Source organism: Escherichia sp. XD33 (assembly GCF_019375075.1).
In the GTDB taxonomy this organism is placed as follows: domain Bacteria; phylum Pseudomonadota; class Gammaproteobacteria; order Enterobacterales; family Enterobacteriaceae; genus Enterobacter; species Enterobacter flexneri_A.
Window position 1 is genome coordinate 68849 of the sequence record NZ_JAENDM010000020.1, and the last position, 24969, is coordinate 93817.

Genomic DNA, 24969 nt, shown 5'->3' on the forward strand with positions numbered 1-24969 from the left:
AATTCGGGCTTGCCAGCCTTTTTTTGTCTCGCTAAGTTAGATGGCGGATCGGGCTTGCCCTTATTAAGGGGTGTTGTAAGGGGATGGCTGGCCTGATATAACTGCTGCGCGTTCGTACCTTGAAGGATTCAAGTGCGATATAAATTATAAAGAGGAAGAGAAGAGTGAATAAATCTCAATTGATCGACAAGATTGCTGCAGGGGCTGATATCTCTAAAGCTGCGGCTGGCCGTGCGTTAGATGCTATTATTGCTTCCGTAACTGAATCTCTGAAAGAAGGGGATGATGTAGCACTGGTAGGTTTTGGTACTTTTGCCGTTAAAGAGCGTGCTGCCCGTACTGGCCGCAACCCGCAGACCGGTAAAGAGATCACCATCGCTGCTGCTAAAGTACCGAGCTTCCGTGCAGGTAAAGCACTGAAAGACGCGGTAAACTAAGCGTTGTCCCCAGTGGGGATGTGACGAAGTTCAAGGGCGCATCTACTGATGTGCCTTTTTTATTTGTATTCGGTGACTTTCTGCGTCTTGTGGGCTGACAATTGCCCCCGTTTCTTGTCACAATAGGCCTTTGCGCGCATCGATACGTTGCGTGAGGTACACAGTCATCTACAGCGGAGTGTTGTTACACCATGATGGACAGCTTACGCACGGCTGCAAACAGTCTCGTGCTCAAGATTATTTTCGGTATCATTATCGTGTCGTTCATATTGACCGGCGTGAGTGGTTACCTGATTGGCGGAGGCAATAACTACGCCGCAAAAGTGAATGACCAGGAAATCAGCCGTGGGCAATTCGAGAACGCCTTCAACAGCGAGCGTAATCGCATGCAGCAACAGCTGGGCGATCAATACTCCGAGCTGGCAGCGAACGAAGGCTATATGAAAACCCTGCGTCAACAGGTGCTGAATCGTCTGATCGACGAGGCGCTGCTGGATCAGTACGCACGTGAGCTGAAACTGGGTATCAGCGATGAGCAGGTTAAACAGGCGATTTTCGCGACCCCAGCCTTCCAGGTTGACGGCAAATTTGATAACAGCCGCTATAACGGTATCCTCAACCAGATGGGGATGACCGCCGATCAGTACGCCCAGGCGCTGCGTAACCAGCTCACTACCCAACAGCTGATTAACGGCGTTGCCGGTACCGATTTTATGCTGAAAGGTGAAACCGACGAGCTGGCGGCACTGGTCGCGCAACAACGCGTGGTGCGTGAGGCGACTATCGATGTTAACGCGCTGGCGGCGAAGCAGCCTGTGACCGAACAGGAGATTGCCAGCTACTACGAACAAAACAAAAACAATTTCATGACGCCGGAACAATTCCGCGTGAGTTACATCAAGCTGGATGCCGCAACGATGCAGCAACCGGTTAGCGATGCGGATATCCAGAGCTACTACGACCAGCATCAGGATCAATTCACCCAGCCGCAGCGTACCCGCTACAGCATCATCCAGACCAAAACTGAAGATGAAGCGAAAGCGGTACTTGATGAGCTGAATAAAGGCGGTGATTTTGCTGCATTAGCCAAAGAAAAATCTGCCGATATTATCTCTGCTCGTAACGGCGGCGATATGGGTTGGTTAGAAGATGCCACTATTCCGGACGAACTGAAAAATGCTGGTCTGAAAGAAAAAGGCCAACTGTCTGGTGTCATCAAATCTTCGGTCGGTTTCCTGATTGTACGTCTGGACGACATTCAGCCAGCGAAAGTGAAATCGTTAGACGAAGTACGTGACGACATTGCGGCGAAAGTGAAACACGAAAAAGCCCTCGATGCGTACTACGCGCTGCAGCAGAAAGTGAGCGATGCGGCAAGCAACGACACCGAGTCTCTGGCCGGTGCAGAGCAAGCTGCCGGCGTTAAAGCCACTCAGACGGGTTGGTTCAGCAAAGATAACCTGCCGGAAGAGTTGAACTTCAAGCCGGTTGCCGACGCTATCTTTAACGGCGGTCTGGTAGGTGAAAACGGCGCGCCGGGCATCAACTCTGACATCATCACCGTAGACGGCGACCGCGCATTCGTGCTGCGCATCAGCGAGCACAAACCGGAAGCGGTGAAACCGTTGGCAGATGTTCAGGAACAAGTTAAGGCATTGGTTCAGCACAACAAAGCTGAACAACAGGCGAAAGTGGATGCTGAGAAACTGCTGGTTGATTTGAAAGCCGGCAAAGGTGCGGAAGCTATGCAGGCTGCCGGTCTGAAATTTGGCGAGCCGAAAACCTTAAGCCGTTCCGGTCGTGACCCGATTAGCCAGGCGGCGTTTGCACTGCCACTGCCAGCGAAAGACAAACCGAGCTACGGTATGGCGACCGATATGCAAGGTAATGTGGTTCTGCTGGCGCTGGATGAAGTGAAACAAGGTTCAATGCCGGAAGATCAGAAAAAAGCGATGGTGCAGGGTATCACCCAGAACAACGCACAAATCGTCTTTGAAGCTCTGATGAGTAACCTGCGTAAAGAGGCGAAAATCAAAATTGGCGATGCGCTGGAACAGCAATAATCCTGAAGCCGCCTCGCAAAAAAATGCGTTGCAGCTGTAACAAGAAAAGGTCGCTTTCGCGGCCTTTTCCATTTCTGAACATTGCCATTTGTTTACTGTTTTCACTGCCGTTAAGGTGATTCCACTGTTAACAAACAAGGAGAAAACAGTATGAAACACGGAATTAAAGCACTGCTCATTACCCTGTCCCTGGCCTGTGCCGGAATGTCTCATAGCGCGCTGGCGGCAGCTTCTGTGGCGAAACCGACGGCGGTAGAAACCAAAGCGGAAGCTCCTGCAGCACAAAGTAAAGCAGCAGTACCGGCGAAAGCCAGTGACGAAGAAGGCACCCGGGTCAGCATTAATAATGCCAGCGCGGAAGAGCTAGCCCGCGCGATGAATGGCGTTGGCCTGAAGAAAGCGCAGGCGATTGTCAGTTATCGCGAAGAGTACGGTCCGTTTAAAACTGTGGAGGATCTAAAGCAGGTGCCGGGGATGGGCAATTCGCTGGTGGAACGTAATCTGGCGGTATTAACCCTGTAATTAATTTGCATAGTGGCAATTTTTTGCCAGACTGAAGAGGTCATACCAGTTATGACCTCTGTACTTATAACAACAACGTAAGGTTATTGCGCTATGCAAACACAAATCAAAGTTCGTGGATATCATCTCGACGTTTACCAGCACGTCAACAACGCCCGCTACCTTGAATTTCTCGAAGAAGCCCGCTGGGATGGGTTGGAAAATAGCGACAGTTTTCAGTGGATGACGGCCCATAACATCGCCTTCGTCGTGGTCAATATCAATATTAACTATCGTCGCCCAGCGGTATTAAGTGACCTGTTAACTATTACCAGTCAGTTGCAGCAATTAAACGGTAAAAGCGGCATCTTAAGCCAGGTCATTACACTGGAGCCGGAAGGGCAGGTGGTAGCGGATGCGCTTATTACGTTTGTTTGTATTGATCTTAAAACGCAGAAAGCATTAGCTCTGGAAGGGGAATTGCGCGAAAAGCTGGAGCAGATGGTTAAGTAAACGTTTTGTGGTGCCGGATGCTCAAGCCGCATCCGGCGACACCCGGAATAATTACCTCAACCCGGTTTTCTGCTTCATCGCTGCCATCACCGTCGGTTTATCGGCCAGATAATGATTCAAACCGTTGGCGCGTAAATTACATGCCGCACAATGACCGCAACCGTCGCCTTTAAAGCCGTTATAGCAGGTCAACGTTTCGTTACGGACTAAATCCAGTTTGCCGTAATAATCTGCCAGCGCCCAGGTTTCCGCTTTATCAATCCACATCAGCGGCGTTTCAAAACGAATATCTTTCGCCATGCCCAAACTGACGGCATGGTTTAGTGCTTTCACAAACTCATCGCGGCAATCCGGGTAGCCGGAGAAATCCGTTTCGCAGACGCCAGTAATTACGGCTTCTGCTTTTACCTGATACGCATATATTGCCGCCAGCGTCAGGAACAAAATATTACGCCCTGGGACAAACGTATTCGGGATACCATCGGCTTCAGGTTCATAATCAGGCACCGGAATGCTGTCACGCGTCAGGCTACTGATCGCCAGCTCGTTGAGCAGGGTGACATCCAGCACCTTATGCGCGCGTGCCCCCAGTTTCAGCGCCAGTTCGCGTGCCACGTCGATTTCTGCGCGATGCCGCTGACCGTAATCGAACGTCACGCAATGGACTTCATCATATTGTTGTAATGCCTGCACCAGACAGGTGGTGGAATCCTGACCTCCACTGAACACAACGACAGCACGTTTCATAGATAATCCTGCTTGAACAATAAAAGCGTTATGGTAACGCCTGCGATTAACCCGGACCAGCTATTCATTGCGATGGCGCGGGAAGCCAGGCTTCGGTAAATTCAAACCAGCCGCGCGGTGTCAGTCGCACACCGTTCACGCCGGGAGGGGCACTAATGCGATAGTGATAGTTGAACAGCGGCGTCAGCGTCGCATCTGTCATTAACTGGCTAAAAACCGCTTTCAGGGCATTAAATCGGTTTTCTTCATCAGGCATTATTTGCACCGCGTCCAGTGTCGATTGTAGATGTGCGTATGCTGGAGCGTCGAAAACATGTGGCCACAGCGGATCGCAGCGCAGCCATTGCTCCAGAGTATATTCCGGTGCTTCGCCAATTAATCTGTCGCCCATCATGAGGTCTGCGTGTGCCTGTAGGGTCGTGTCGTCCCAGTTTTTTGCGTTATGAAAAATAATTGTGAGTTCACAGCCTTCCGCTGCCAGTGTCGCCTGTAGGCGTTCTGCCATGGTATGAAGTTCTATCGGTAGGTGATAAACCAGCGTCAAGGTTTTCGGTAGTTTGACTTCATCCGGTACCTGCCAATGCGGAATAGTCCAGCCTGGCAGTAATGCATGACTGGCGGTGATCAGGTTTTCTCCGACTTCTAACGTTTGTAATAAACCGGATTGATGAATAATGGAGATCACTTTTCGCGCCTGCCAGAGGGAGAGTCGGGGACTTTTGCGCAACGTCAAATAGCAAAAACCTAAACTGATGCCGCTACTGACCTGGCTGACCCGTTGCAGCTCCTCCGGTTTGCCGATGGTGATTTGCACGGGATGCCGACAACTGGTTCCCAAATCTTTTTCGAAAAGCGGCGGAGTTATCCAGTACTCAACCGCTTTAAGCAGCGGATGACGTAAATGGTAATAATCATGGCTTTCCAGGCGCACCAGCTCTGCTGTGAATTGTGTTAAGCGAAAAGGACCCGTGCCGATCAGTGGGAATTGCGGATGCGCCAGATGGCTGCAATAGCTCGCCAGCCGGTGCGCAAGCCAGTAATCAGGGCGATGTAAAAAGAAGGTCAGACACTGCGGATGGGTGACTTCAATACGCTTCACGCTAATAAATAATTGATCCAGTGCTGGCAGTTGTAACAGCATCAATAATCGCTGGTGTAAGTGTGAGGCTTTTACTGCATCGCCGTTATGCCAGTGTAGGGTTGAACGAAGATAAAAGTCCCAGCGTAACCCGTCAGTAGAGGTTTCCCAGTGATGCGCTAAATCGCCAATCGGGCGCTGAGTATTATTATCGAAGCGGGTCAGGCCGGAAAATATCTGCCCGGCGAGATGCTGCTCGGCACGGCCGGGCAAAAAGCCTGGTTGTAGCGGTTCGAGCGGGCGATAGTAGGGAATACGCAACGTGGGTGTATCGTTTTGCCATTGTCCGCCCATAAACGGCTGTAACAGAGTGCGCAGCTCACCTGGGGCCAGTTGCGCCAGCTCCAGCACATCTTGCTGCTTTCCGGTTTCCAGTGCCTGTTCCATCATCGCATTGCGTAGCGATTCCGGCGTGACCAGAAAGCGTAATTGTCCGCGCTTTCCGCGTCCTGACTGCGCCTGCCACTCCAGCCATCCCGTCTCCTGTGCCTGACGCAACAGCGTACGAACATGGCGTTCGCTGCAAAAACAGCGTTCGGCCAGTTCGCTGACGGTGACGGTTTGCGGCTTTCCGGCGGAAGGTTGCCACAGACGTTGATACTGGTTAAGACGGTTGAGCAATCGCATATAAACCCGGAACAATATTATTTAACTATTCACTATTACTTCCGTATATATCAGGTGATACTCAATCACCATTAACCGTGTCACAGAGTGGAGAAAGAAATGGCTCGTCTGGCAGCATTTGATATGGATGGCACTTTATTGATGCCTGACCATCATTTAGGTGAGAAAACCCTCTCTACTTTGGCGCGACTGCGTGAACGCGACATTACCCTCACTTTTGCCACGGGGCGTCATGCGCTGGAGATGCAGCATATTCTCGGGGCGCTATCGCTGGATGCGTATTTGATTACCGGCAACGGAACGCGCGTGCATTCTCTGGAAGGTGAACTTTTACATCGTGATGATTTACCTGCGGATGTCGCGGAGCTGGTGCTGTATCAGCAATGGGATACCCGAGCCAGCATGCATATCTTCAATGACGACGGTTGGTTTACCGGGAAAGAGATCCCTGCGTTGTTGCAGGCATTTGTCTATAGCGGTTTTCGTTATCAGATAATCGATGTCAAAAAAATGCCACTCGGCAGCGTCACCAAGATCTGCTTCTGTGGCGATCACGACGATCTTACACGCTTGCAGATCCAGCTATACGAAGCATTAGGCGAGCGTGCACATTTGTGTTTTTCCGCCACGGATTGCCTCGAAGTGCTGCCGGTGGGCTGCAATAAAGGCGCTGCATTGACGGTGCTGACCCAACATTTAGGTTTATCGTTGCGCGATTGCATGGCCTTTGGTGATGCGATGAACGATCGCGAAATGTTAGTCAGCGTCGGTAGCGGATTTATTATGGGCAATGCGATGCCGCAACTGCGCGCGGAGCTCCCGCATTTACCGGTGATTGGACATTGCCGAAATCAGGCTGTCTCTCACTATTTGACGCACTGGCTGGACTATCCACATCTACCTTATTCCCCCGAATAACGAGATCCCTTCCAGCACCGGGCAATTGCCCGGTTTTTTTTGCGTTGAATTTGTCATTTTGTGCCGTGGTGTTTAAACCGCACAGAATAAATTGTCGTGATTTCACCTTTAAAATAAAATTAAAAGAGAAAAAAATTCTCTGTGGAAGGGCTATGTTAGATAAAATTGACCGTAAGCTGCTGGCCTTACTGCAGCAGGATTGCACCCTCTCTTTGCAGGCACTGGCTGAAGCCGTTAATCTGACAACCACCCCTTGCTGGAAGCGCCTGAAACGGCTGGAGGACGACGGTATCCTTATCGGCAAAGTCGCCCTGCTGGATCCGGAAAAAATAGGCCTCGGCCTGACCGCTTTTGTGCTGATAAAAACGCAACATCACAGCAGCGAATGGTATTGCCGCTTTGTCACGGTGGTTACCGAAATGCCAGAAGTGCTGGGGTTCTGGCGCATGGCTGGTGAATACGATTATCTGATGCGCGTCCAGGTTGCCGACATGAAACGCTACGACGAGTTTTATAAGCGTCTGGTAAACAGCGTGCCGGGGCTGTCGGACGTCACTTCCAGCTTCGCGATGGAACAGATTAAATACACCACTTCTTTACCCATCGAATAAATATCCAGAATCAGGTCAGGACACAACGCGTGCGATTATTTGCTCAATTAAGCTGGTATTTCCGTCGGGAATGGCGTCGCTATCTCGGGGCTGTCGCCTTGCTTGTCATTATCGCGATGCTGCAACTGGTTCCGCCAAAAGTGGTTGGTATTGTTGTCGATGGCGTGACAGAACAACACTTTACTACCGGGCAGATCCTGATGTGGATCGCCACCATGGTGCTGATTGCCGTTGTGGTTTATCTCCTGCGTTACGTCTGGCGGGTATTGCTGTTTGGTGCGTCTTATCAACTGGCTGTTGAACTGCGTGAAGATTATTACCGTCAGCTAAGCCGGCAGCATCCTGAGTTTTACCTGCGTCATCGCACCGGTGACCTCATGGCTCGTGCGACCAATGACGTCGATCGCGTCGTGTTTGCCGCCGGAGAAGGGGTGCTGACGCTGGTGGATTCACTGGTGATGGGCTGCGCTGTGTTGATTATGATGTCTACGCAAATTAGCTGGCAGTTGACCTTATTTTCCCTGTTGCCGATGCCAGTGATGGCGATCATGATTAAGCGCAACGGCGATGCTTTGCATGAACGCTTTAAGCTGGCACAGGCGGCGTTTTCCAGTCTTAATGACCGCACCCAGGAAAGCCTCACCAGTATCCGCATGATCAAAGCCTTTGGTCTGGAAGATCGCCAGTCGGCGTTATTTGCCGCGGATGCCGAAGATACCGGCAAAAAAAACATGCGGGTGGCGCGTATTGATGCTCGTTTCGACCCGACCATCTATATCGCGATTGGTATGGCGAACTTGCTGGCGATTGGCGGCGGTAGTTGGATGGTGGTGCAGGGCAGTTTAACGCTGGGCCAGCTCACCAGTTTTATGATGTATTTAGGTCTGATGATTTGGCCAATGCTGGCGCTGGCATGGATGTTTAACATTGTGGAACGTGGTAGTGCTGCGTACAGCCGTATTCGCGCGATGCTGGCGGAAGCGCCGGTGGTGAACGATGGTAGCGAACCCGTGCCGGAAGGGCGTGGCGAACTGGATGTAAATATTCACCAGTTCACGTATCCGCAGACTGACCATCCTGCGCTGGAAAACGTCAATTTCGCCCTGAAACCCGGTCAGATGCTGGGTATCTGCGGGCCGACTGGTTCCGGCAAAAGTACCCTGTTGTCGCTCATTCAGCGTCATTTCGACGTCAGCGAGGGGGATATTCGCTTTCATGATATTCCTCTGACGAAGTTACAACTCGATAGCTGGCGTAGCCGCCTGGCGGTAGTTAGCCAGACGCCATTCCTTTTTTCTGACACTGTGGCGAATAACATCGCGCTGGGTTGCCCGAATGCCACCCAGCAAGAGATTGAGCATGTCGCGCGGTTAGCCAGCGTACATGACGATATTTTGCGTCTACCGCAAGGTTACGATACAGAGGTGGGCGAGCGCGGTGTGATGCTTTCCGGCGGGCAAAAACAGCGTATCTCCATTGCTCGTGCGTTATTAGTCAACGCGGAAATCCTCATCCTTGATGATGCGCTTTCGGCGGTGGACGGACGCACTGAGCACCAGATCCTGCATAACCTGCGTCAGTGGGGGCAGGGAAGAACGGTAATCATCAGTGCCCATCGCCTTTCTGCACTGACGGAAGCCAGTGAAATTATTGTGATGCAGCACGGACATATCGCCCAGCGTGGCAATCATGATGTGCTGGCACAACAAAGCGGCTGGTATCGCGATATGTATCGCTATCAACAACTGGAGGCGGCGCTCGACGACGCTCCGGAAAATCGCGAGGAGGCCGTCGATGCGTAGTTTTAGCCAACTGTGGCCGACTCTCAAGCGCCTGTTAGCGTACGGTTCGCCGTGGCGTAAACCGCTGGGGATTGCGGTCCTGATGATGTGGGTTGCGGCGGCGGCAGAAGTCAGTGGGCCGCTGCTTATCAGCTATTTTATCGACAATATGGTAGCGAAAAATAACCTGCCGTTGAAAGTGGTTGCAGGGCTGGCTGCGGCGTATGTTGGGCTGCAACTGTTTGCCGCCGGGCTACATTACGCGCAGTCGCTGCTGTTTAATCGGGCGGCAGTAGGCGTAGTGCAACAGTTGCGTACCGACGTGATGGATGCTGCGTTACGCCAGCCATTAAGCGAGTTTGATACCCAACCCGTCGGGCAGGTGATTTCCCGCGTCACTAATGACACTGAAGTGATCCGCGATCTCTACGTTACCGTAGTGGCAACTGTCCTGCGCAGTGCCGCGCTGGTGGGCGCGATGCTGGTGGCGATGTTCAGCCTCGACTGGCGAATGGCACTGGTGGCGATAATGATTTTCCCGGTGGTGCTGGTGGTAATGGTGATATACCAGCGTTACAGCACGCCGATTGTCCGTCGTGTGCGCGCCTATCTGGCGGATATCAACGACGGCTTTAACGAAATCATCAATGGCATGAGCGTTATCCAGCAGTTTCGTCAGCAGGCGCGATTTGGCGAACGTATGGGGGAGGCCAGTCGTTCACACTATATGGCGAGGATGCAAACCCTGCGCCTCGACGGTTTTCTGCTGCGTCCGCTGCTGAGTCTGTTTTCATCGCTCATTCTTTGTGGCTTGTTGATGCTGTTTGGCTTCTCCGCCAGCGGCACCATTGAAGTGGGCGTGCTGTATGCGTTTATCAGCTATCTTGGGCGACTTAACGAACCATTAATCGAACTGACCACGCAACAGGCGATGCTGCAACAGGCTGTTGTTGCTGGTGAGCGCGTGTTTGAACTGATGGACGGACCGCGCCAGCAATATGGCAATGATGATCGCCCGTTACAGAGTGGCACCATCGAAGTCGATAACGTGTCATTTGCTTATCGCGATGACAATCTGGTGCTAAAGAACATTAATCTCTCTGTGCCTTCGCGCAATTTTGTGGCGCTGGTCGGGCATACCGGCAGTGGCAAAAGCACCCTCGCCAGTTTATTGATGGGCTATTACCCGCTAACGGAAGGTGAGATTCGCCTTGATGGTCGTCCATTAAGTTCGCTAAGTCACAGCGCGCTGCGCCAGGGCGTGGCAATGGTGCAGCAAGATCCGGTGGTGCTGGCGGATACCTTCCTCGCCAACGTGACGCTGGGGCGGGATATCTCCGAAGAACGCGTCTGGCAGGCGCTGGAAACCGTGCAACTGGCGGAGCTGGCGCGTAGCATGAGCGACGGTATTTACACGCCGCTGGGCGAGCAGGGGAATAATCTCTCAGTTGGGCAAAAGCAACTGCTGGCACTGGCACGCGTGTTGGTGGAGACGCCGCAAATCCTGATCCTTGATGAGGCAACCGCCAGCATTGACTCCGGTACTGAACAGGCGATTCAACATGCTCTGGCGGCTGTGCGTGAACATACCACGCTGGTGGTGATTGCTCACCGCTTATCGACCATTGTTGATGCCGACACCATTCTGGTGCTTCATCGTGGGCAAGCCGTGGAGCAGGGCACTCACCAGCAACTGCTGGCGGCCCAGGGACGCTACTGGCAGATGTATCAACTGCAACTTGCGGGCGAAGAGCTGGCAGCCAGCGTGCGTGAAGAAGAATCATTGAGCGCCTGAATAGCGCAATATTTCATCGTTGGTGCAAAAATGTAACGCACTGTGCACTGTCATAGTGCGTTTTCATTTTCAATCTTTTTAACTTCCTGCTCTCTTTCTCGTTTTTCATTTCTGGCACACCGTTTGCAATACCTTCTTCGTGTAGCAGAACCATTACCGAATTCTGACCGGAGGGGATCTATGAAGCTGGTGACCGTGATAATCAAACCATTCAAGCTGGAAGACGTTCGTGAAGCGTTATCTTCCATTGGTATTCAGGGCCTGACCGTCACCGAAGTGAAAGGTTTCGGGCGTCAGAAAGGGCATGCCGAGCTGTACCGGGGGGCGGAATACAGCGTCAATTTCCTGCCAAAAGTAAAAATTGATGTGGCGATTGCTGATGACCAACTCGATGAAGTGATCGATATCGTCAGTAAGGCGGCTTACACCGGAAAAATTGGCGACGGCAAAATCTTCGTCGCTGAATTGCAACGCGTCATTCGTATTCGTACCGGCGAAGCCGACGAAGCGGCGCTGTAATCTCTGGCACACAGCAACAGGAACGAAAAATGAAGATAGCGACGATAAAAACTGGGCTTGCTTCACTGGCGATGCTTCCGGGACTGGTAATGGCTGCACCTGCGGTGGCCGATAAAGCCGACAATGCGTTTATGATGATTTGTACTGCGCTGGTGCTGTTTATGACTATTCCGGGGATTGCCCTGTTTTACGGTGGGTTGATTCGCGGCAAAAACGTGCTGTCGATGCTGACGCAGGTGACGGTGACATTTGCACTGGTCTGTATTCTCTGGGTGGTTTACGGTTACTCGCTGGCGTTTGGTGAGGGCAACAACTTCTTCGGCAACATTAACTGGTTGATGCTGAAAAACATCGAACTGACGGCGGTGATGGGCAGCATTTATCAGTATATCCACGTGGCGTTTCAGGGATCGTTTGCCTGCATTACCGTCGGCTTGATAGTTGGGGCGCTGGCGGAACGAATCCGCTTCTCAGCTGTGTTGATTTTCGTGGTGGTATGGCTGACGCTCTCTTACATTCCGATTGCGCATATGGTGTGGGGCGGTGGTTTGCTGGCTTCTCACGGTGCGCTGGATTTCGCGGGTGGCACCGTGGTGCACATTAACGCCGCAATCGCCGGTCTGGTGGGCGCGTATCTGATAGGAAAACGCGTGGGCTTCGGTAAAGAGGCGTTTAAACCGCACAACCTGCCGATGGTCTTCACCGGGACTGCCATTCTCTATATCGGTTGGTTTGGCTTTAACGCCGGGTCAGCGGGCACGGCGAATGAAATCGCGGCACTGGCATTTGTGAATACTGTGGTCGCAACGGCGGCGGCAATTCTTGGCTGGATCTTCGGTGAATGGGCGCTGCGTGGTAAGCCTTCACTGCTGGGGGCGTGTTCTGGCGCGATTGCCGGTCTGGTCGGCGTGACGCCAGCCTGCGGCTACATTGGGGTTGGCGGCGCGTTGATTATCGGCGTGGTAGCTGGTCTGGCGGGCTTGTGGGGCGTTACCATGCTCAAACGCTTGCTGCGGGTGGATGATCCCTGCGATGTCTTCGGTGTGCACGGCGTTTGTGGCATTGTCGGCTGTATCATGACCGGGATTTTTGCCGCCAGCTCGCTGGGCGGCGTGGGCTTCGCTGAAGGTGTGACGATGGGCCATCAGTTGCTGGTACAGCTGGAAAGCATCGCCATTACGATCGTCTGGTCCGGTGTTGTGGCATTTATCGGCTACAAATTGGCGGATCTGACGGTTGGTCTGCGTGTACCTGAAGAGCAGGAGCGAGAAGGGCTGGATGTCAACAGCCACGGCGAGAATGCCTATAACGCGTAACAAGCACTGCAAAAAACAGCCGGACGGTTTTCACCTCCGGCTATTTTTTTAATTGTGATTACGCATCACCCCTTCCTGAACGGTCGAGGCAACCAGTACGCCGTCTTGGGTATAAAACTCACCGCGCACAAAGCCACGTGCGCTGGACGCCGAGGTGCTCTCCACGCTATACAGCAGCCATTCATTCAAATTAAACGGGCGATGGAACCACATGGAATGGTCAATGGTGGCAATCTGAATCCCCGGTTCGAGAAAACCGATGCCGTGCGGCTGTAGAGCTACCGGCAGGAAGTTAAGATCAGAAGCGTAACCGAGCAGATACTGATGAACGCGCAGGTCATCCGGCACGCTACCATTTGCGCGGATCCACACCTGACGATGTGGTTCTGCGACGTGACCTTTCAGTGGGTTATGAAACTCCACCGGACGGACTTCCAGCGGACGATCGCAGATGAATTTATCTTTCAGCACTGGCGGCAGCAGGTGCGCCAGCGATTGGGCGATTTGCGTTTCCGAAGGTAGGCCATCAGGCGCTGGCGCGGACGGCATTGTTTTTTGATGTTCGAAACCCGCTTCTGGTGCCTGGAAAGAGGCAGTCATATAAAAAATCGGTTTGCCGTTTTGAATAGCAGCAACCCGGCGGGCGCTGAAGCTGTTACCGTCACGCAGCGTTTCGACATCATAAATAATCGGCTTCTTACTATCGCCAGGGCGAAGAAAGTAGCTGTGAAACGAATGTACCAGCCGCTCTTCAGGGACGGTCTCTTTTGCAGCATACAAGGCCTGACCCACGACCTGGCCGCCAAACACCTGGCGTAAACCTAAATCTTCACTCTGGCCGCGAAAGAGTCCTTCCTCAATTTTTTCCAGATTTAACAATGTCAGTAAATTTTTTAGCGCCTGACTCATATAACTCTCCAGTAACAAAGCTGCCGCAGCAAGCCAAAGTGAGTTGAGTATAACGCAAATTTGCTACTGGTCCGATGGGTGCAATGGTCTGAATTACGGGCTAATTACAGGCAGAAATGCGTGATGTGTGCCACACTTGTTGACGTTACTATTTTGTTAACCACTCTTCCGGCGAGGAAAGTTAGCCCGCTGGTGCATTGATAATAAGGAGAAATGAATGAAACTCGTGCACATGGCCAGTGGTTTAGCGGTTGCGATTGCGTTGGCGGCTTGCGCAGATAAAAGCGCGGATATTCAGACGCCAGCACCGGCTGCAAATACGTCTATTTCAGCAACACAACAACCAGCTATCCAGCAACCGAATGTCTCCGGTACCGTCTGGATCCGTCAGAAAGTCGCACTGCCGCCTGATGCTGTGCTGACCGTGACACTTTCTGACGCGTCGTTAGCCGATGCACCGTCAAAAGTGCTGGCGCAGAAAGCGGTGCGTACTGAAGGTAAACAGTCACCATTCAGCTTTGTTCTGCCATTTAACCCGGCAGATGTTCAGCCGAACGCGCGTATTCTGTTGAGTGCGGCGATTACCGTGAATGACAAACTGGTATTTATCACCGATACCGTTCAGCCGGTGATCAACCAGGGCGGAACTAAAGCCGACCTGACATTGGTGCCGGTACAGCAAACCGCCGTGCCGGTTCAGGCCAGCGGTGGCGCAACGACTACCGTACCTTCGACTTCACCAACTCAGGTGAATCCGTCTTCGGCAGTTCCAGCTCCTACGCAATATTAAGCGACGTTAACCCTCTCCGCCCGGAGAGGGTTAGTAGTTCCAGCGATAACGCTGCAAGTCGATTTGCCCGCTTCCCGATACCATCACACCTTCTGCCAGTAATGCCTGTCGCTGACGCTGTAAATCCGGTCCGGTTAGCGAAATTGTGCCGTGGCGATTAACCACCCGGTGCCAGGGTAAGGTGCTGCCTTCAGGGAGACGCTTTAACACACCGCCCACCTGGCGCGCGGCGCGGGGCGATCCCGCCAGTTTCGCCACATCACCGTAAGTGGTGACATAGCCTTCGGGAATAGCGGCGACGATTTGCCAGACGCGTTGGGGAAATGAATCTTCTTTTTCCATCTTTTCTTCCTGAGGTAATTTTTCAGCATAATCTGGAAAAACGCCCGAGTGAAGTCGCATTGCGCAAGAAACCAGCATCTGGCACGCGATGGGTTGCAATTAGCCGGGGCAGCAGTGATAATGCGCCTGCGCGTTGGTTCTCAACGCTCTCAATGGGGGCTCTGTTGGTTCTCCCGCAACGCTACTCTGTTTACCAGGTCAGGTCCGGAAGGAAGCAGCCAAGGCAGATGACGCGTGTGCCGGGATGTAGCTGGCAGGGCCCCCACCCATTTCTGCCTCCCACCGTTTCGTCAAAAAATCCCAACATGGCTAAACTTTAACCACAACTGACGTCGCAAGAATTGTCTGGCTGCGCAGTACGCTTCGGAGGTATGTCTGATGAAGTATGTTGATGGTTTTGTGGTTGCCGTTCCTGCCGATAAAAAGGATGCCTATCGGGAAATGGCCGCTAAGGCTGCGCCATTGTTTAAAGAGTTTGGCGCGCTTCGTATTGTCGAATGCTGGGCCAGCGATGTACCGGATGGCAAAGTGACCGATTTTCGTATGGCGGTGAAAGCGGAAGAGAATGAAGAGGTTGTCTTTAGCTGGATTGAATACCCTTCAAAAGAGGTCCGCGACGCTGCTAATCAAAAGATGATGTCGGACCCACGGATGAAAGAGTTCGGCGAGTCCATGCCGTTTGACGGCAAGCGAATGATCTATGGCGGATTCGAGTCAATCATTGACGAATAGGTAGCGTGACGGGCTGTGCGGCGTGCCGTCAGCCCAAAAATTCACAAATGTTGCTCGGCCCAGCGTAAGAAATCTTCTTTCGGTAATGCCTTGCTGTAGAGCCAGCCCTGACCGTAGTGCACGCCATGCTGGCGTAACCACTCTTCTTGTTTACTGGTTTCGATTCCCTCCGCTACCATTTTCAGTTTCAGTGTTTTTGCCATTTCGATGATATGCGGCGTGACATTTTTATATTCCAGCGCATCAACGAAAGATTTATCGATCTTCAGAATGTCGACATCCAGATCCTGTAAATAACTTAAACTTGAATACCCCGTACCAAAATCATCAAGATAAATTTCATGGCCCGCCTCCCGGTAGCGAGAAATTATCGGGGCGCTGGTTTTCGGATCGGCAAACTCGCGTTCAGTGAGTTCAAGCGCGATCTGTCTGGGATTAACCTGATAGTGATTGATCATGTCACGCAGCAATTGCGGGATTTTTTCCGAGGTGAGCACGGGGGATTCAAGATTGATCGAAATATGCTGCTGTGGATGCTGACGCAGCCAGTCGCCCATATCTTCAAAGACGCTTCTTATAATCAGTAGCGTCAATGGCTCAGAAAGGCCCGTTTGCTGTGCCAGCGGAATAAAACTATCTGGTGACAACCAACTACCGTCTGTCTGCGGCCAGCGCGCCAGTGCCTCAGCACCGACAATTTTGCCATTGGCTAAGGAGACAATCGGCTGATAGTGCACGCAAATATCACGATTTTCGATAGCATCCTGCAGCCGATGATGCGGTGACTGAATACGGCGCAAAATACGCAGCACAAACATCGCTGCCAGCAGGCCAATCACCAACCCGAGCGGTAACCAAATAAAGACTTGCCGATGCCAGCCTTTCTGCAACATTTTCGTTGAAGCCCATGTGATGATCGAAATATTCATCTCCGGTAAGGGCAGGATATCGTAAATGATTCCATTATTTTCGATATGCTCACCGGGTGTTTTTTGTAGCCTGGTAATAATTCCCTGAGCAATTTCATCGCTGCTGGTTATGACAACGTTATGGGCATTGCCAATAATGGCGGCATCAATTTGCCATGAGCTATAGGGAATGACATCAATAAAGGAAGCGGGGTCGATCATGACGACATAATGTGCCGTTCCCATGGCGACCATGTAACGGATAATGCCTAAATCGTTATGCGATGTTAACCAGACACGATAACCATCTTTCGAAATTTTACCTGGCTCGGGGAAGGTATCGGGCGGACTTTCATGCTCCAGAGACGAACACTGGGGAACGTTGTTATCGATATAAGCCACTTCCTGAATATAGCGATAACTGTAAGATACCCGACGCATTTCCATGAGATGGGCTTCGCTACAGGCAGCGCCTTGCCATCTTTCCAGCTCCTGCAGCGCATCTTTCCCTTGTGTCGCCACCTTATTGGCTCGAATAGCGACGCGGGAGGAATAGGTATCCAGCTCTTCAATAAACGATGTTTCTACCTGCTGATGGGCCAGCCAGATGCTTAAGCCGACAGGCAGCAATACTGAAAGAATCAGTACTCCCGAAATAAGGCCGACCAGATGTCGTGTTCTCACCAGCATATCCTTATTAACACAGTGTAGGGAAAGTATATCTGATTGTGGAAAAAGGCTGGCTGGAGATAAGGAGGTAGAGCTGGTATTTCATGAAGTGATGGGTGGAAACGATCATTGTCATTTGACCAGGCGCAGAGCTTTACGCCTGGTATGTAACCCTAACTTAAGATGTTGATTCGGCGCGAGCGAGGGTAAAAATATCGTAAAAAGACAGTTCACCTTTACGGACGATCATTTTTTGCAGTTGTTCCTTATGAACATCCGCGACACGCGGAGAGTTCAAGATGGCTTCAACCAGCGCGGCAGGTACAAAGCGCGTGTTGTACCATTCGCCGTTATAGCAAACGCGGAAATCCAGCACGTCGATATCTTCATAGCGGTAGCGTGGGTAGACATCGAAAAAGAAGAAACCATTAAGCAGGATAAATAATACAACCAGTAGCCAGACAGAGCCTGACAGCGTTTCGGACTGCAACATCACCGCCAGGGTGGCAAAAAAAGCAACGTACATACCGATAAACAGCCCCGGATGTTTACGGATAAAACTGATACTAAAGCGGGGTTTGTTGTCGCGTTTTTCGCGGGTATTCAGAGACTCAATCGTTTCGGTCAGCAGGCGTTGTATTTCGGTCATCGTTTGCCTTCGTGGTATCTGCAACTTTCCAGGGAACACCCTATTTTAACGTGGGAATAGTAGAGGGGAAGTAACAGATCTACCACAATTTTGCATAACAGTTGCGAAAAACCGATTACAATTTTTTAATTATTCTGGCTGGATTACCGCCCACGACAACGTTGTCCGGGACATCTTTTGTGACAACTGCACCTGAGGCTACCACGACGTTATCACCAATGGTCACACCAGGGTTAATGACCGCGCGTCCGCCAATCCAGACGTTATTACCGATGGTGACGGGTTTCCCCAGTTCAGCACCGCTATTACGTGCTACAGGGTCGATGGGATGTGTTGCCGTGTAGATATGAACGCCTGGTGCCAACATACAGTTATCACCGATGCGAATAGGGCAGACATCAAGCATCACGCAATCGAAGTTGGCGAAAAAATTATTACCGAGAAAAATGTTATAGCCATAGTCACAGCGAAACGTTGGCTCAATATAAGCCTCTGTCACCTGACCGAATAGATCAGCGAGAATTTGCTGGCGTAATGTGTGCTCTTCCGCCAGGGAATGATTGTATCGGTGAATAAGCTGACGAGCGCGCAGGCGATCGCGAGATAACGTCTCATCTGCCGAGCGATACAACTCACCAGCAATCATCTTTTCTTTTTCTGTGCTCATTACTGACCTCCGGTTGCTGAAAATGCGGCAACACAGTAAGACGAAAAGTCAGTGAAGAGAACGTTCCCATTACATCTGTGTGATAAAGATCACATAGGGTATGTCTTCATGGCGAAAAAGTATAAAATTCTTAATAAACAGCCGGTTATAGCTCCGAAAGCGAATTATTTATTAGCGAATAAATTTCCATACTGAGGAAGGGATCTTGTCGTACAGTTTATTCATGGTCAATTCGGCGAGGCGGTGATCTGCGGCTGAGTAAAATACCGCCAGTTCATTATCTGATAATTCGTATTTATTTTTCTCGATAACACGCTCCAGCGTGTCAATTGTCTGGCAACGACGTAAACGCATTAAATAATCGGTTTTCGTTAAAGGTTTTTCGGACATACTTCTACCTATGGTTGTAATAATTCTAACAAGATAAACTCGCAGGATTCTCTTTCGTCGCATTGACAAAACAACGGAATAGTCGATTACCTGACTTCCGCCATTTCTGAAGATCCTGCATATTAATACCATAACTACTGAACAACATAAAGGTGTCATCCAGATATTCGTCGATCTGCTCAATGAGCTTATTGTCTTCATTATACTTAATTTTGTAATTAAGTGCGAAGGTCGCAATATGCTCAATCAGTTCATTCAACTGGAGGTTGATCGCCGAGGTTGGGTCGTTTACCCAGCCATGATTGCTTTCTTCAAGGTTTGCAAGGCAGTCATGATACAGGGTTTCACAGAGAAACTTAAGCTGTGCGATATCATGTCTTTTGGGTGAGTATTCATCCATAACGCGTCCCCTTCTTAGCGGTTGAACTAACGGACACCTTTCGGGATGGAAAAAACTTACTGACCTGGACTTGCCCTCTCGTTTGTTAGCTTAACTATAAGCCACTCTTTGCAGGTTTTCATCGCATTATTACGAAAAATTACAATTAGGAAGGAAGCGGGACAGGACTCACTTTTTCATACTAGCACTAACCCGCAGCAGGTAAAAGCAGTTTGCTCGAACTATTCATAACATTTCAGGATTATCGCCAGATGAAATTGGTGACACTAATACCAGGATTGCTCTGAATATGACGTAATAACCGAGGAATGAATAAAGAATTACCGCAAATAATTAAGAATAGCCTCTAAATGATTATGGATTATTAAATCTATTAGCGCTACTTAATATAAATTAACTAACAATCAGTATTTTTTATGAATTTTATCCGTGGTTAATACTGGTTTTCGTATGAGATCCTGAGTTGGTGGTTCAATTACTCCTTAATGTTCGTAGGTTATGCATAAAAAAGGCCGCTTACGCGGCCTTAGTGATTACACGTTGTATCAATGATGATCGACAGTATGGCTGTGCTCGATATCTTCATTCTTGCGGCTAAAGCGGCGGCGAACCACCACAAAGAATACCGGAACGAAGAAGATTGCCAGTACCGTTGCGGTCACCATCCCGCCCATTACACCGGTACCTACTGCGTTCTGCGCGCCGGAACCAGCACCAGTACTGATAACCAGCGGCATAACGCCGAGGATAAACGCCAGCGAGGTCATCAGGATCGGACGTAAACGCATCCGCACCGCATCAAGCGTCGCTTCAATCAGACCTTTACCTTCTTTATCCATCAAGTCTTTGGCGAATTCGACGATAAGGATCGCGTTCTTCGCCGACAACCCAATGGTTGTGAGCAGGCCTACCTGGAAGTAAACGTCATTGGTCAGGCCACGGAAGGTGGCAGCCAGCAACGCACCGATAACCCCCAGCGGAACGACCAGCATAACGGAGAACGGAATCGACCAGCTCTCGTACAGCGCCGCCAGACACAGGAACACGACAATCAACGAAATCGCGTACAGTGAAGGTGCCTGGTTGCCGGAGAGACGTTCCTGATAGGACATCCCCGTCCAGTCATAGCCAACACCGGTAGGCAGTTTGCTCGCCAGTTGTTCCATCAGCTCCATTGCTTCACCGGTACTTTTACCCGGTGCCGCCTGGCCTAAGATTTCCATGGATGGCAGGCCGTTGTAACGTTCCAGACGCGGCGAACCGTACTCCCAACGAGAAGAGGAGAACGCCGAGAATGGCACCATCTGACCATCAGCAGCACGAACATACCAGTCGCCGATATCATCCGGCAGCATACGGTATTTCGCTTCTGACATGACATAAACTTTCTTCACACGACCGCGGTCGATAAAGTCGTTCACATAGCTGCCGCCCCATGCAGCGCCCAGAGTGGTGTTAATGTCGTTGATAGAAACACCCAGCGCCTGCGCTTTTTCCTGGTCGATATCAATCTTAAACTGCGGGGTATCTTCCAGACCGTTTGGACGTACGCTGGTCAACATATCAGGGTGCTTCGCTGCTTCTGCAAGCAACTGGTTACGCGCCTGAGTCAGTTTTTCGTGACCAAGGCCAGCCTGGTCAATCAGCTCAAAGTCAAAGCCGGTTGCAGTACCCAGTTCCACGATTGCGGGCAGGTTAAAGGCGAAAACCATCGCATCTTTGATTTGCGAGAAAGCGCGTGTTGCACGCATGGTAATCGCTTCAACTTTGTTTTCTTCGCCCGGACGATCGGCCCAGTCCTTCAAGGAAACGAACGCAATACCGGTATTCTGACCACGTCCCGCAAAGCCGAAGCCGTTAACGGCGAACACCGACTCAACGTTGTTCTTTTCTTTGGTCAGATAGTAATGCGTTACCTCATTGAGCACTTTCTGTGTACGTTCCTGCGTTGCACCTGCTGGCAGCTGAACCATGGTCATAAACACGCCCTGGTCCTCATCTGGCAAGAAGGAGCTTGGCAGACGCACGAACAGATAGGCCATGCCGACCACGATGATCAGATACAGCACCAGGTAACGCCCCGTACTGCGCAGAATACCGCCTACGCTGTCGGTGTAGTGGTGCGTGCTCTTCTCGAACATGCGGTTAAACCAGCCGAAGAAGCCTTTTTTACCTTCCCCGTGATCGCCTTTGGCAATAGGTTTCAGCATGGTGGCACAAAGAGCTGGAGTCAGGATCAACGCCACCAGTACCGACAGCGCCATTGCTGAAACAATGGTAATAGAGAACTGACGATAGATAGCACCAGTAGAACCGCCAAAGAAGGCCATCGGTACGAATACCGCCGACAGTACCATCGCGATACCGACCAGAGCGCCCTGAATCTGCCCCATCGACTTACGGGTAGCTTCTTTTGGCGGCAAACCTTCTTCCGCCATAACACGCTCAACGTTTTCTACCACAACGATGGCGTCATCCACCAACAGGCCGATGGCGAGCACCATCCCGAACATTGTTAGCGTGTTTATCGAGAAGCCAAAGGCGGCAAGGACGGCAAAGGTCCCGAGCAATACCACCGGTACGGCAATGGTCGGAATCAACGTCGCGCGGAAGTTCTGCAGGAACAGATACATAACCAGGAACACGAGGATGATCGCTTCGACCAGCGTTTTAACCACTTCGTGAATAGAGATTTTCACGAACGGCGTGGTGTCGTATGGGTAAACAATTTTCAGACCCGACGGGAAGAACGGTTCCATCTTCGCCAGTTCAGCACGGATTGCCGCAGCGGTATCCAGCGCGTTTGCACCGGTCGCCAGCTTGATCCCCAGACCGGAAGCCGGTTGGCCGTTAAACTCTGCGATGATGTCGTAGTTCTCACCACCCAGCTCAATCTTCGCGACGTCACGCAGCAGCACGCGGGAACCATCCTGATTCACTTTCAGCAGGATTTTGCCGAACTCTTCAGTAGAGGTCAGACGCGTCTGAGCAATAATAGAGGCGTTAAGCTGTTGGCCTTTCACCGGCGGCGTACCACCGAGCTGACCCGCCGCAACCTGGGCGTTCTGCGCTTTGATGGCGGTAATGACATCAACCGGCGTTAGCTGGAATTTGTTCAGCTCATTCGGGTTCATCCAGATACGCATCGCGTACTGTGAACCGAACAACTGAACATCACCCACGCCCGACGTACGGCTGATGGCATCTTTCATATTCGCCGCCACGTAGTCGGAGATATCCTCCTGCGTCATGGTGCCATCGGTGTTGATAACGCCGACAACCATCAGGAAGCTGCTGGATGATTTCTCAACGCTCACCCCTTGCTGCTGAACTTCTTGCGGCAGCAACGGCATCGCCAGCTGCAGTTTGTTCTGCACCTGAACCTGCGCGATATCCGCATCAGTACCAGACTCAAAGGTCAGGGTGATCTGCACGGTACCCGTGGAGTCACTGTTAGAGGACATGTACATCAGGTTATCGATACCGTTCATATTCTGTTCGATAACCTGTGTCACCGTGTCCTGCACTGTTTTCGCATCAGCGCCGGGGTAGGAGGCGGAGATCGTTACTGCCGGCGGTGCAATCGTAGGATATTGCGCCACCGGCAGTTTGAGGATCGCCAGCCCCCCTGCCAACATGATGATAATGGCGATCACCCACGCAAAAATCGGGCGATCGATAAAGAAATTAGGCATGTCTTAACGGCTCCTGTTTAAGTTAAGACTTGGACTGTTCAGGCTGAGCACCGCTTGCGGCTTGCTGGTTATTATCAGCGGTAACTTCTTGTGCTTTTACCTGGACACCAGGACGCACTTTCTGCAGCCCACTTATTACTACGCGATCGCCTGCTTTCAGACCTTCTGTCACCAGCCACTTATCGCCAATAGCCTGGCTTGCAACGATCGGACGGGTTTCCACTTTGTCATCCGCGCCAACTACCAGTACGGTGGCATCGCCACGCGGCGTACGGGTTACGCCCTGTTGCGGGACTAAAATAGCGTTTGGATTAAGCCCTTCTTCCAGACGTGCGCGCACGAACATACCCGGCAGCAGAGTGTGATCCGGGTTCGGGAAGATAGCGCGTAGGGTGATAGACCCAGTGGTCTGATCAACGGTAACGTCAGAGAATTCCAGCGTACCGTCCTGCGGGAACTTAATGCCGTCACTGGTGATCAGTGACACTTTGGCTTTGCCGTTCTCTTGTTTCAGCGTGCCATTCGCCAGTTCCTGTTTCAGGCGCAGGAAGTCGTTGCTGGACTGGGTCACATCAACGTAGATCGGATCAAGTTGCTGCACGGTTGCCAGCGCAGTCGCCTGACCGTTCTGTACCAATGCGCCTTCCGTCACGTTCGACTTACCAATGCGACCGCTAATCGGAGAGGTGACTTTGGTGTAAGCCAGATTGATCCGCGCAGTTTCAACGGCAGCTTTCGCCGCAGTTACCGCAGCATTCGCCTGTTGCGCATCAGCCAGAGCCTGATCGTACTCTTGCTTACTGATGTACTGAGTACCGAGCAGTTTCTGATAACGATTCACCGTCAATTGCGCGATATTGGCTGCAGCCTGGGCTTTCGCCAGATCACCTTTCGCACTGTCGTATGTCGCCTGATAGGTCGCAGGATCAATCTGATAGAGAGAGACACCTGCTTCGATGTCGCTACCTTCTTTGAAATTACGCTTCAGGATAATCCCGCTAACTTGAGGACGAACTTCTGCGATCCGGTAGGCACTGGTGCGACCCGGAAGCTCGGTTGTGATCTGCAGAGGTTCAGTTTTGACTGTTACTACGCCAACGGCGGGCATCTGCTGGCCACCTTGTTGGGCCTGTTTGTCGTCACATCCTGTTAGGGCTAAGCTGCCTGAGAGCATCAGAACGACCGCCAGAGGCGTAAACCCTCTGTTTTTGTTCATATGTAAACCTCGAGTGTCCGATTTCAAATTGGTCAATGGTCAAAAGTTAATAAACCCATTGCTGCGTTTATATTATCGTCGTGCTATGGTACATACATTCACAAATGTATGTAAATCTAACGCCTGTAAATTCACGAACATATGGCACGAAAAACCAAACAAGAAGCGCAAGAAACGCGCCAACACATCCTCGATGTGGCTCTACGTCTTTTCTCACAGCAGGGGGTATCATCCACCTCGCTGGGCGAGATTGCAAAAGCAGCTGGCGTTACGCGCGGTGCAATCTACTGGCATTTTAAAGACAAGTCGGATTTGTTCAGTGAGATCTGGGAACTGTCAGAATCCAATATTGGTGAACTAGAGCTTGAGTATCAGGCAAAATTCCCTGGCGATCCACTCTCAGTATTAAGAGAGGGTAATGCTGCCAACTTACTGATTTAGTGTATGATGGTGATTTTAAGGTGCTTGCGTGGCTTCCATTTCCATCAGATGTCCTTCCTGCTCCGCTACTGAAGGCGTGGTGCGTAACGGCAAAAGCACTGCCGGACATCAGCGCTATCTCTGCTCTCATTGCCGTAAAACATGGCAACTACAGTTCACTTACACCGCCTCTCAGCCCGGTACGCACCAGAAAAT

At 51.3% G+C, this 24969-nt stretch carries 24 protein-coding genes, 1 other RNA gene and 1 pseudogene; 15 read left to right on the forward strand and 11 right to left on the reverse strand.

Translation table 11 applies throughout. From position 1 onward, the window contains the following. Positions 1-146 precede the first annotated feature (146 nt). The 4 genes from hupB (at position 147) to fadM (ending at position 3514) form a co-directional block, all read left to right on the forward strand. Positions 147-437 carry a nucleoid-associated protein HU-beta gene (gene hupB / locus K0778_RS13670; protein WP_254892905.1) on the forward strand — a complete coding sequence of 97 codons (291 nt, stop codon included), beginning with the start codon at positions 147-149 and terminating at the stop codon, positions 435-437. A gap of 191 nt (positions 438-628) precedes the next feature. Then, positions 629-2500 (forward strand): peptidylprolyl isomerase, encoded by a 1872-nt coding sequence (gene ppiD / locus K0778_RS13675; protein ID WP_000969372.1) that lies wholly within the window; start codon positions 629-631, stop codon positions 2498-2500. Between the two features lie 150 nt (positions 2501-2650). Next, positions 2651-3022 carry a helix-hairpin-helix domain-containing protein gene (locus K0778_RS13680; protein WP_000680312.1) on the forward strand — a complete coding sequence of 124 codons (372 nt, stop codon included), beginning with the start codon at positions 2651-2653 and terminating at the stop codon, positions 3020-3022. Positions 3023-3115: 93 nt separating this feature from the next. After that, positions 3116-3514, forward strand: coding sequence for a long-chain acyl-CoA thioesterase FadM (gene fadM / locus K0778_RS13685; RefSeq protein WP_001194534.1), 399 nt, complete (start codon positions 3116-3118; stop codon positions 3512-3514). Between the two features lie 51 nt (positions 3515-3565). On the opposite strand, the gene queC is transcribed toward fadM, so the two are convergent. Together queC and K0778_RS13695 are read right to left on the reverse strand one after the other, a co-directional pair. Then, the gene (queC, locus tag K0778_RS13690; RefSeq protein WP_153449081.1) at positions 3566-4261 is read right to left on the reverse strand and encodes a 7-cyano-7-deazaguanine synthase QueC; all 696 of its coding nucleotides are present in this window, start codon (positions 4259-4261) and stop codon (positions 3566-3568) included. A gap of 64 nt (positions 4262-4325) precedes the next feature. Continuing rightward, positions 4326-6026 (reverse strand): SgrR family transcriptional regulator, encoded by a 1701-nt coding sequence (locus K0778_RS13695; protein WP_001619199.1) that lies wholly within the window; start codon positions 6024-6026, stop codon positions 4326-4328. Between the two features lie 99 nt (positions 6027-6125). On the opposite strand from K0778_RS13695, the gene cof reads away from it, so the two are divergent. From cof to amtB, 6 genes are all read left to right on the forward strand, one after another. Next, positions 6126-6944, forward strand: a complete 819-nt coding sequence (gene cof, locus K0778_RS13700) for an HMP-PP phosphatase (protein ID WP_001336137.1) — start codon at positions 6126-6128, stop codon at positions 6942-6944. A 152-nt stretch (positions 6945-7096) separates the two neighbouring features. Beyond that, positions 7097-7555: a DNA-binding transcriptional regulator DecR gene (gene decR / locus K0778_RS13705; protein ID WP_000884589.1), complete on the forward strand. Its 459-nt coding sequence runs from the start codon at positions 7097-7099 to the stop codon at positions 7553-7555. Between the two features lie 29 nt (positions 7556-7584). Beyond that, a complete protein-coding gene (locus K0778_RS13710) occupies positions 7585-9357 on the forward strand; it encodes a SmdA family multidrug ABC transporter permease/ATP-binding protein (RefSeq protein WP_001235649.1) in 1773 nt (590 codons plus the stop codon). Further along, a complete protein-coding gene (locus tag K0778_RS13715; protein WP_001256201.1) occupies positions 9350-11131 on the forward strand; it encodes a SmdB family multidrug efflux ABC transporter permease/ATP-binding protein in 1782 nt (593 codons plus the stop codon). The genes K0778_RS13710 and K0778_RS13715 overlap by 8 nt, the downstream gene beginning before the upstream one ends. Before the next feature lie 180 nt (positions 11132-11311). Continuing rightward, the gene (gene glnK, locus K0778_RS13720; RefSeq protein WP_000780338.1) at positions 11312-11650 is read left to right on the forward strand and encodes a P-II family nitrogen regulator; all 339 of its coding nucleotides are present in this window, start codon (positions 11312-11314) and stop codon (positions 11648-11650) included. Between the two features lie 29 nt (positions 11651-11679). After that, positions 11680-12966 carry an ammonium transporter AmtB gene (gene amtB / locus K0778_RS13725; RefSeq protein WP_000685029.1) on the forward strand — a complete coding sequence of 429 codons (1287 nt, stop codon included), beginning with the start codon at positions 11680-11682 and terminating at the stop codon, positions 12964-12966. A 48-nt stretch (positions 12967-13014) separates the two neighbouring features. Here the strand turns inward: amtB and tesB are convergent, their stop codons facing one another. Continuing rightward, complete coding sequence (tesB, locus tag K0778_RS13730; RefSeq protein WP_000075876.1) at positions 13015-13875, reverse strand: acyl-CoA thioesterase II; 861 nt, start codon at positions 13873-13875, stop codon at positions 13015-13017. A gap of 217 nt (positions 13876-14092) precedes the next feature. On the opposite strand from tesB, the gene K0778_RS13735 reads away from it, so the two are divergent. Then, positions 14093-14665, forward strand: a complete 573-nt coding sequence (locus tag K0778_RS13735; protein WP_000779831.1) for a YbaY family lipoprotein — start codon at positions 14093-14095, stop codon at positions 14663-14665. Between the two features lie 30 nt (positions 14666-14695). Here the strand turns inward: K0778_RS13735 and K0778_RS13740 are convergent, their stop codons facing one another. Continuing rightward, entirely contained in the window at positions 14696-15007 is a 312-nt protein-coding gene (locus K0778_RS13740) for an MGMT family protein (RefSeq protein ID WP_000409911.1), read from the reverse strand. Positions 15008-15169: 162 nt separating this feature from the next. Between K0778_RS13740 and ffs the strand changes: the two genes are divergently transcribed. Continuing rightward, positions 15170-15266: signal recognition particle sRNA small type (ffs, locus tag K0778_RS13745), an RNA gene on the forward strand. A 119-nt stretch (positions 15267-15385) separates the two neighbouring features. Continuing rightward, positions 15386-15739 (forward strand): DUF1428 domain-containing protein, encoded by a 354-nt coding sequence (locus tag K0778_RS13750; RefSeq protein ID WP_000878140.1) that lies wholly within the window; start codon positions 15386-15388, stop codon positions 15737-15739. 41 nt (positions 15740-15780) lie between these two features. Here the strand turns inward: K0778_RS13750 and pdeB are convergent, their stop codons facing one another. From pdeB to acrA, 7 genes are all read right to left on the reverse strand, one after another. Continuing rightward, on the reverse strand, positions 15781-17331 hold the full coding sequence (gene pdeB / locus K0778_RS13755; protein WP_001310610.1) for a cyclic-guanylate-specific phosphodiesterase PdeB: 1551 nt from the start codon (positions 17329-17331) through the stop codon (positions 15781-15783). 163 nt (positions 17332-17494) lie between these two features. Beyond that, entirely contained in the window at positions 17495-17965 is a 471-nt protein-coding gene (locus K0778_RS13760; protein WP_000136192.1) for a YlaC family protein, read from the reverse strand. A gap of 115 nt (positions 17966-18080) precedes the next feature. Further along, positions 18081-18632 (reverse strand): maltose O-acetyltransferase, encoded by a 552-nt coding sequence (gene maa, locus K0778_RS13765; protein ID WP_000102564.1) that lies wholly within the window; start codon positions 18630-18632, stop codon positions 18081-18083. A 171-nt stretch (positions 18633-18803) separates the two neighbouring features. Further along, positions 18804-19022 (reverse strand): HHA domain-containing protein, encoded by a 219-nt coding sequence (locus tag K0778_RS13770; RefSeq protein ID WP_001291435.1) that lies wholly within the window; start codon positions 19020-19022, stop codon positions 18804-18806. Between the two features lie 25 nt (positions 19023-19047). Further along, entirely contained in the window at positions 19048-19422 is a 375-nt protein-coding gene (gene tomB / locus K0778_RS13775; RefSeq protein ID WP_000344800.1) for an Hha toxicity modulator TomB, read from the reverse strand. 545 nt (positions 19423-19967) lie between these two features. Then, positions 19968-23117: an efflux RND transporter permease AcrB gene (gene acrB, locus K0778_RS13780; RefSeq protein WP_001132469.1), complete on the reverse strand. Its 3150-nt coding sequence runs from the start codon at positions 23115-23117 to the stop codon at positions 19968-19970. Between the two features lie 22 nt (positions 23118-23139). After that, the gene (gene acrA / locus K0778_RS13785; protein WP_001295324.1) at positions 23140-24333 is read right to left on the reverse strand and encodes a multidrug efflux RND transporter periplasmic adaptor subunit AcrA; all 1194 of its coding nucleotides are present in this window, start codon (positions 24331-24333) and stop codon (positions 23140-23142) included. A 141-nt stretch (positions 24334-24474) separates the two neighbouring features. Here acrA and acrR point away from each other — a divergent pair. Together acrR and K0778_RS13795 are read left to right on the forward strand one after the other, a co-directional pair. Then, positions 24475-24747: pseudogene (acrR, locus tag K0778_RS13790) on the forward strand (multidrug efflux transporter transcriptional repressor AcrR); the annotation flags it as partial. A 55-nt stretch (positions 24748-24802) separates the two neighbouring features. Next, the coding region (locus K0778_RS13795) for an IS1 family transposase (RefSeq protein WP_047664789.1) at positions 24803-24969 on the forward strand (167 nt) is incomplete at its 3' end.

Coding starts and splice junctions, on each gene's coding strand:
- ppiD (WP_000969372.1), top strand. CDS start 629: ATGATGGACAGCTTACGCACGGCTGCAAACAGTCTCGTGCTCAAGATT.
- K0778_RS13680 (WP_000680312.1), top strand. CDS start 2,651: ATGAAACACGGAATTAAAGCACTGCTCATTACCCTGTCCCTGGCCTGT.
- fadM (WP_001194534.1), top strand. CDS start 3,116: ATGCAAACACAAATCAAAGTTCGTGGATATCATCTCGACGTTTACCAG.
- queC (WP_153449081.1), bottom strand. CDS start 4,261: ATGAAACGTGCTGTCGTTGTGTTCAGTGGAGGTCAGGATTCCACCACC.
- K0778_RS13695 (WP_001619199.1), bottom strand. CDS start 6,026: ATGCGATTGCTCAACCGTCTTAACCAGTATCAACGTCTGTGGCAACCT.
- cof (WP_001336137.1), top strand. CDS start 6,126: ATGGCTCGTCTGGCAGCATTTGATATGGATGGCACTTTATTGATGCCT.
- decR (WP_000884589.1), top strand. CDS start 7,097: ATGTTAGATAAAATTGACCGTAAGCTGCTGGCCTTACTGCAGCAGGAT.
- K0778_RS13715 (WP_001256201.1), top strand. CDS start 9,350: ATGCGTAGTTTTAGCCAACTGTGGCCGACTCTCAAGCGCCTGTTAGCG.
- glnK (WP_000780338.1), top strand. CDS start 11,312: ATGAAGCTGGTGACCGTGATAATCAAACCATTCAAGCTGGAAGACGTT.
- amtB (WP_000685029.1), top strand. CDS start 11,680: ATGAAGATAGCGACGATAAAAACTGGGCTTGCTTCACTGGCGATGCTT.
- tesB (WP_000075876.1), bottom strand. CDS start 13,875: ATGAGTCAGGCGCTAAAAAATTTACTGACATTGTTAAATCTGGAAAAA.
- K0778_RS13735 (WP_000779831.1), top strand. CDS start 14,093: ATGAAACTCGTGCACATGGCCAGTGGTTTAGCGGTTGCGATTGCGTTG.
- K0778_RS13740 (WP_000409911.1), bottom strand. CDS start 15,007: ATGGAAAAAGAAGATTCATTTCCCCAACGCGTCTGGCAAATCGTCGCC.
- K0778_RS13750 (WP_000878140.1), top strand. CDS start 15,386: ATGAAGTATGTTGATGGTTTTGTGGTTGCCGTTCCTGCCGATAAAAAG.
- K0778_RS13760 (WP_000136192.1), bottom strand. CDS start 17,965: ATGACCGAAATACAACGCCTGCTGACCGAAACGATTGAGTCTCTGAAT.
- maa (WP_000102564.1), bottom strand. CDS start 18,632: ATGAGCACAGAAAAAGAAAAGATGATTGCTGGTGAGTTGTATCGCTCG.
- K0778_RS13770 (WP_001291435.1), bottom strand. CDS start 19,022: ATGTCCGAAAAACCTTTAACGAAAACCGATTATTTAATGCGTTTACGT.
- tomB (WP_000344800.1), bottom strand. CDS start 19,422: ATGGATGAATACTCACCCAAAAGACATGATATCGCACAGCTTAAGTTT.
- acrB (WP_001132469.1), bottom strand. CDS start 23,117: ATGCCTAATTTCTTTATCGATCGCCCGATTTTTGCGTGGGTGATCGCC.
- acrA (WP_001295324.1), bottom strand. CDS start 24,333: ATGAACAAAAACAGAGGGTTTACGCCTCTGGCGGTCGTTCTGATGCTC.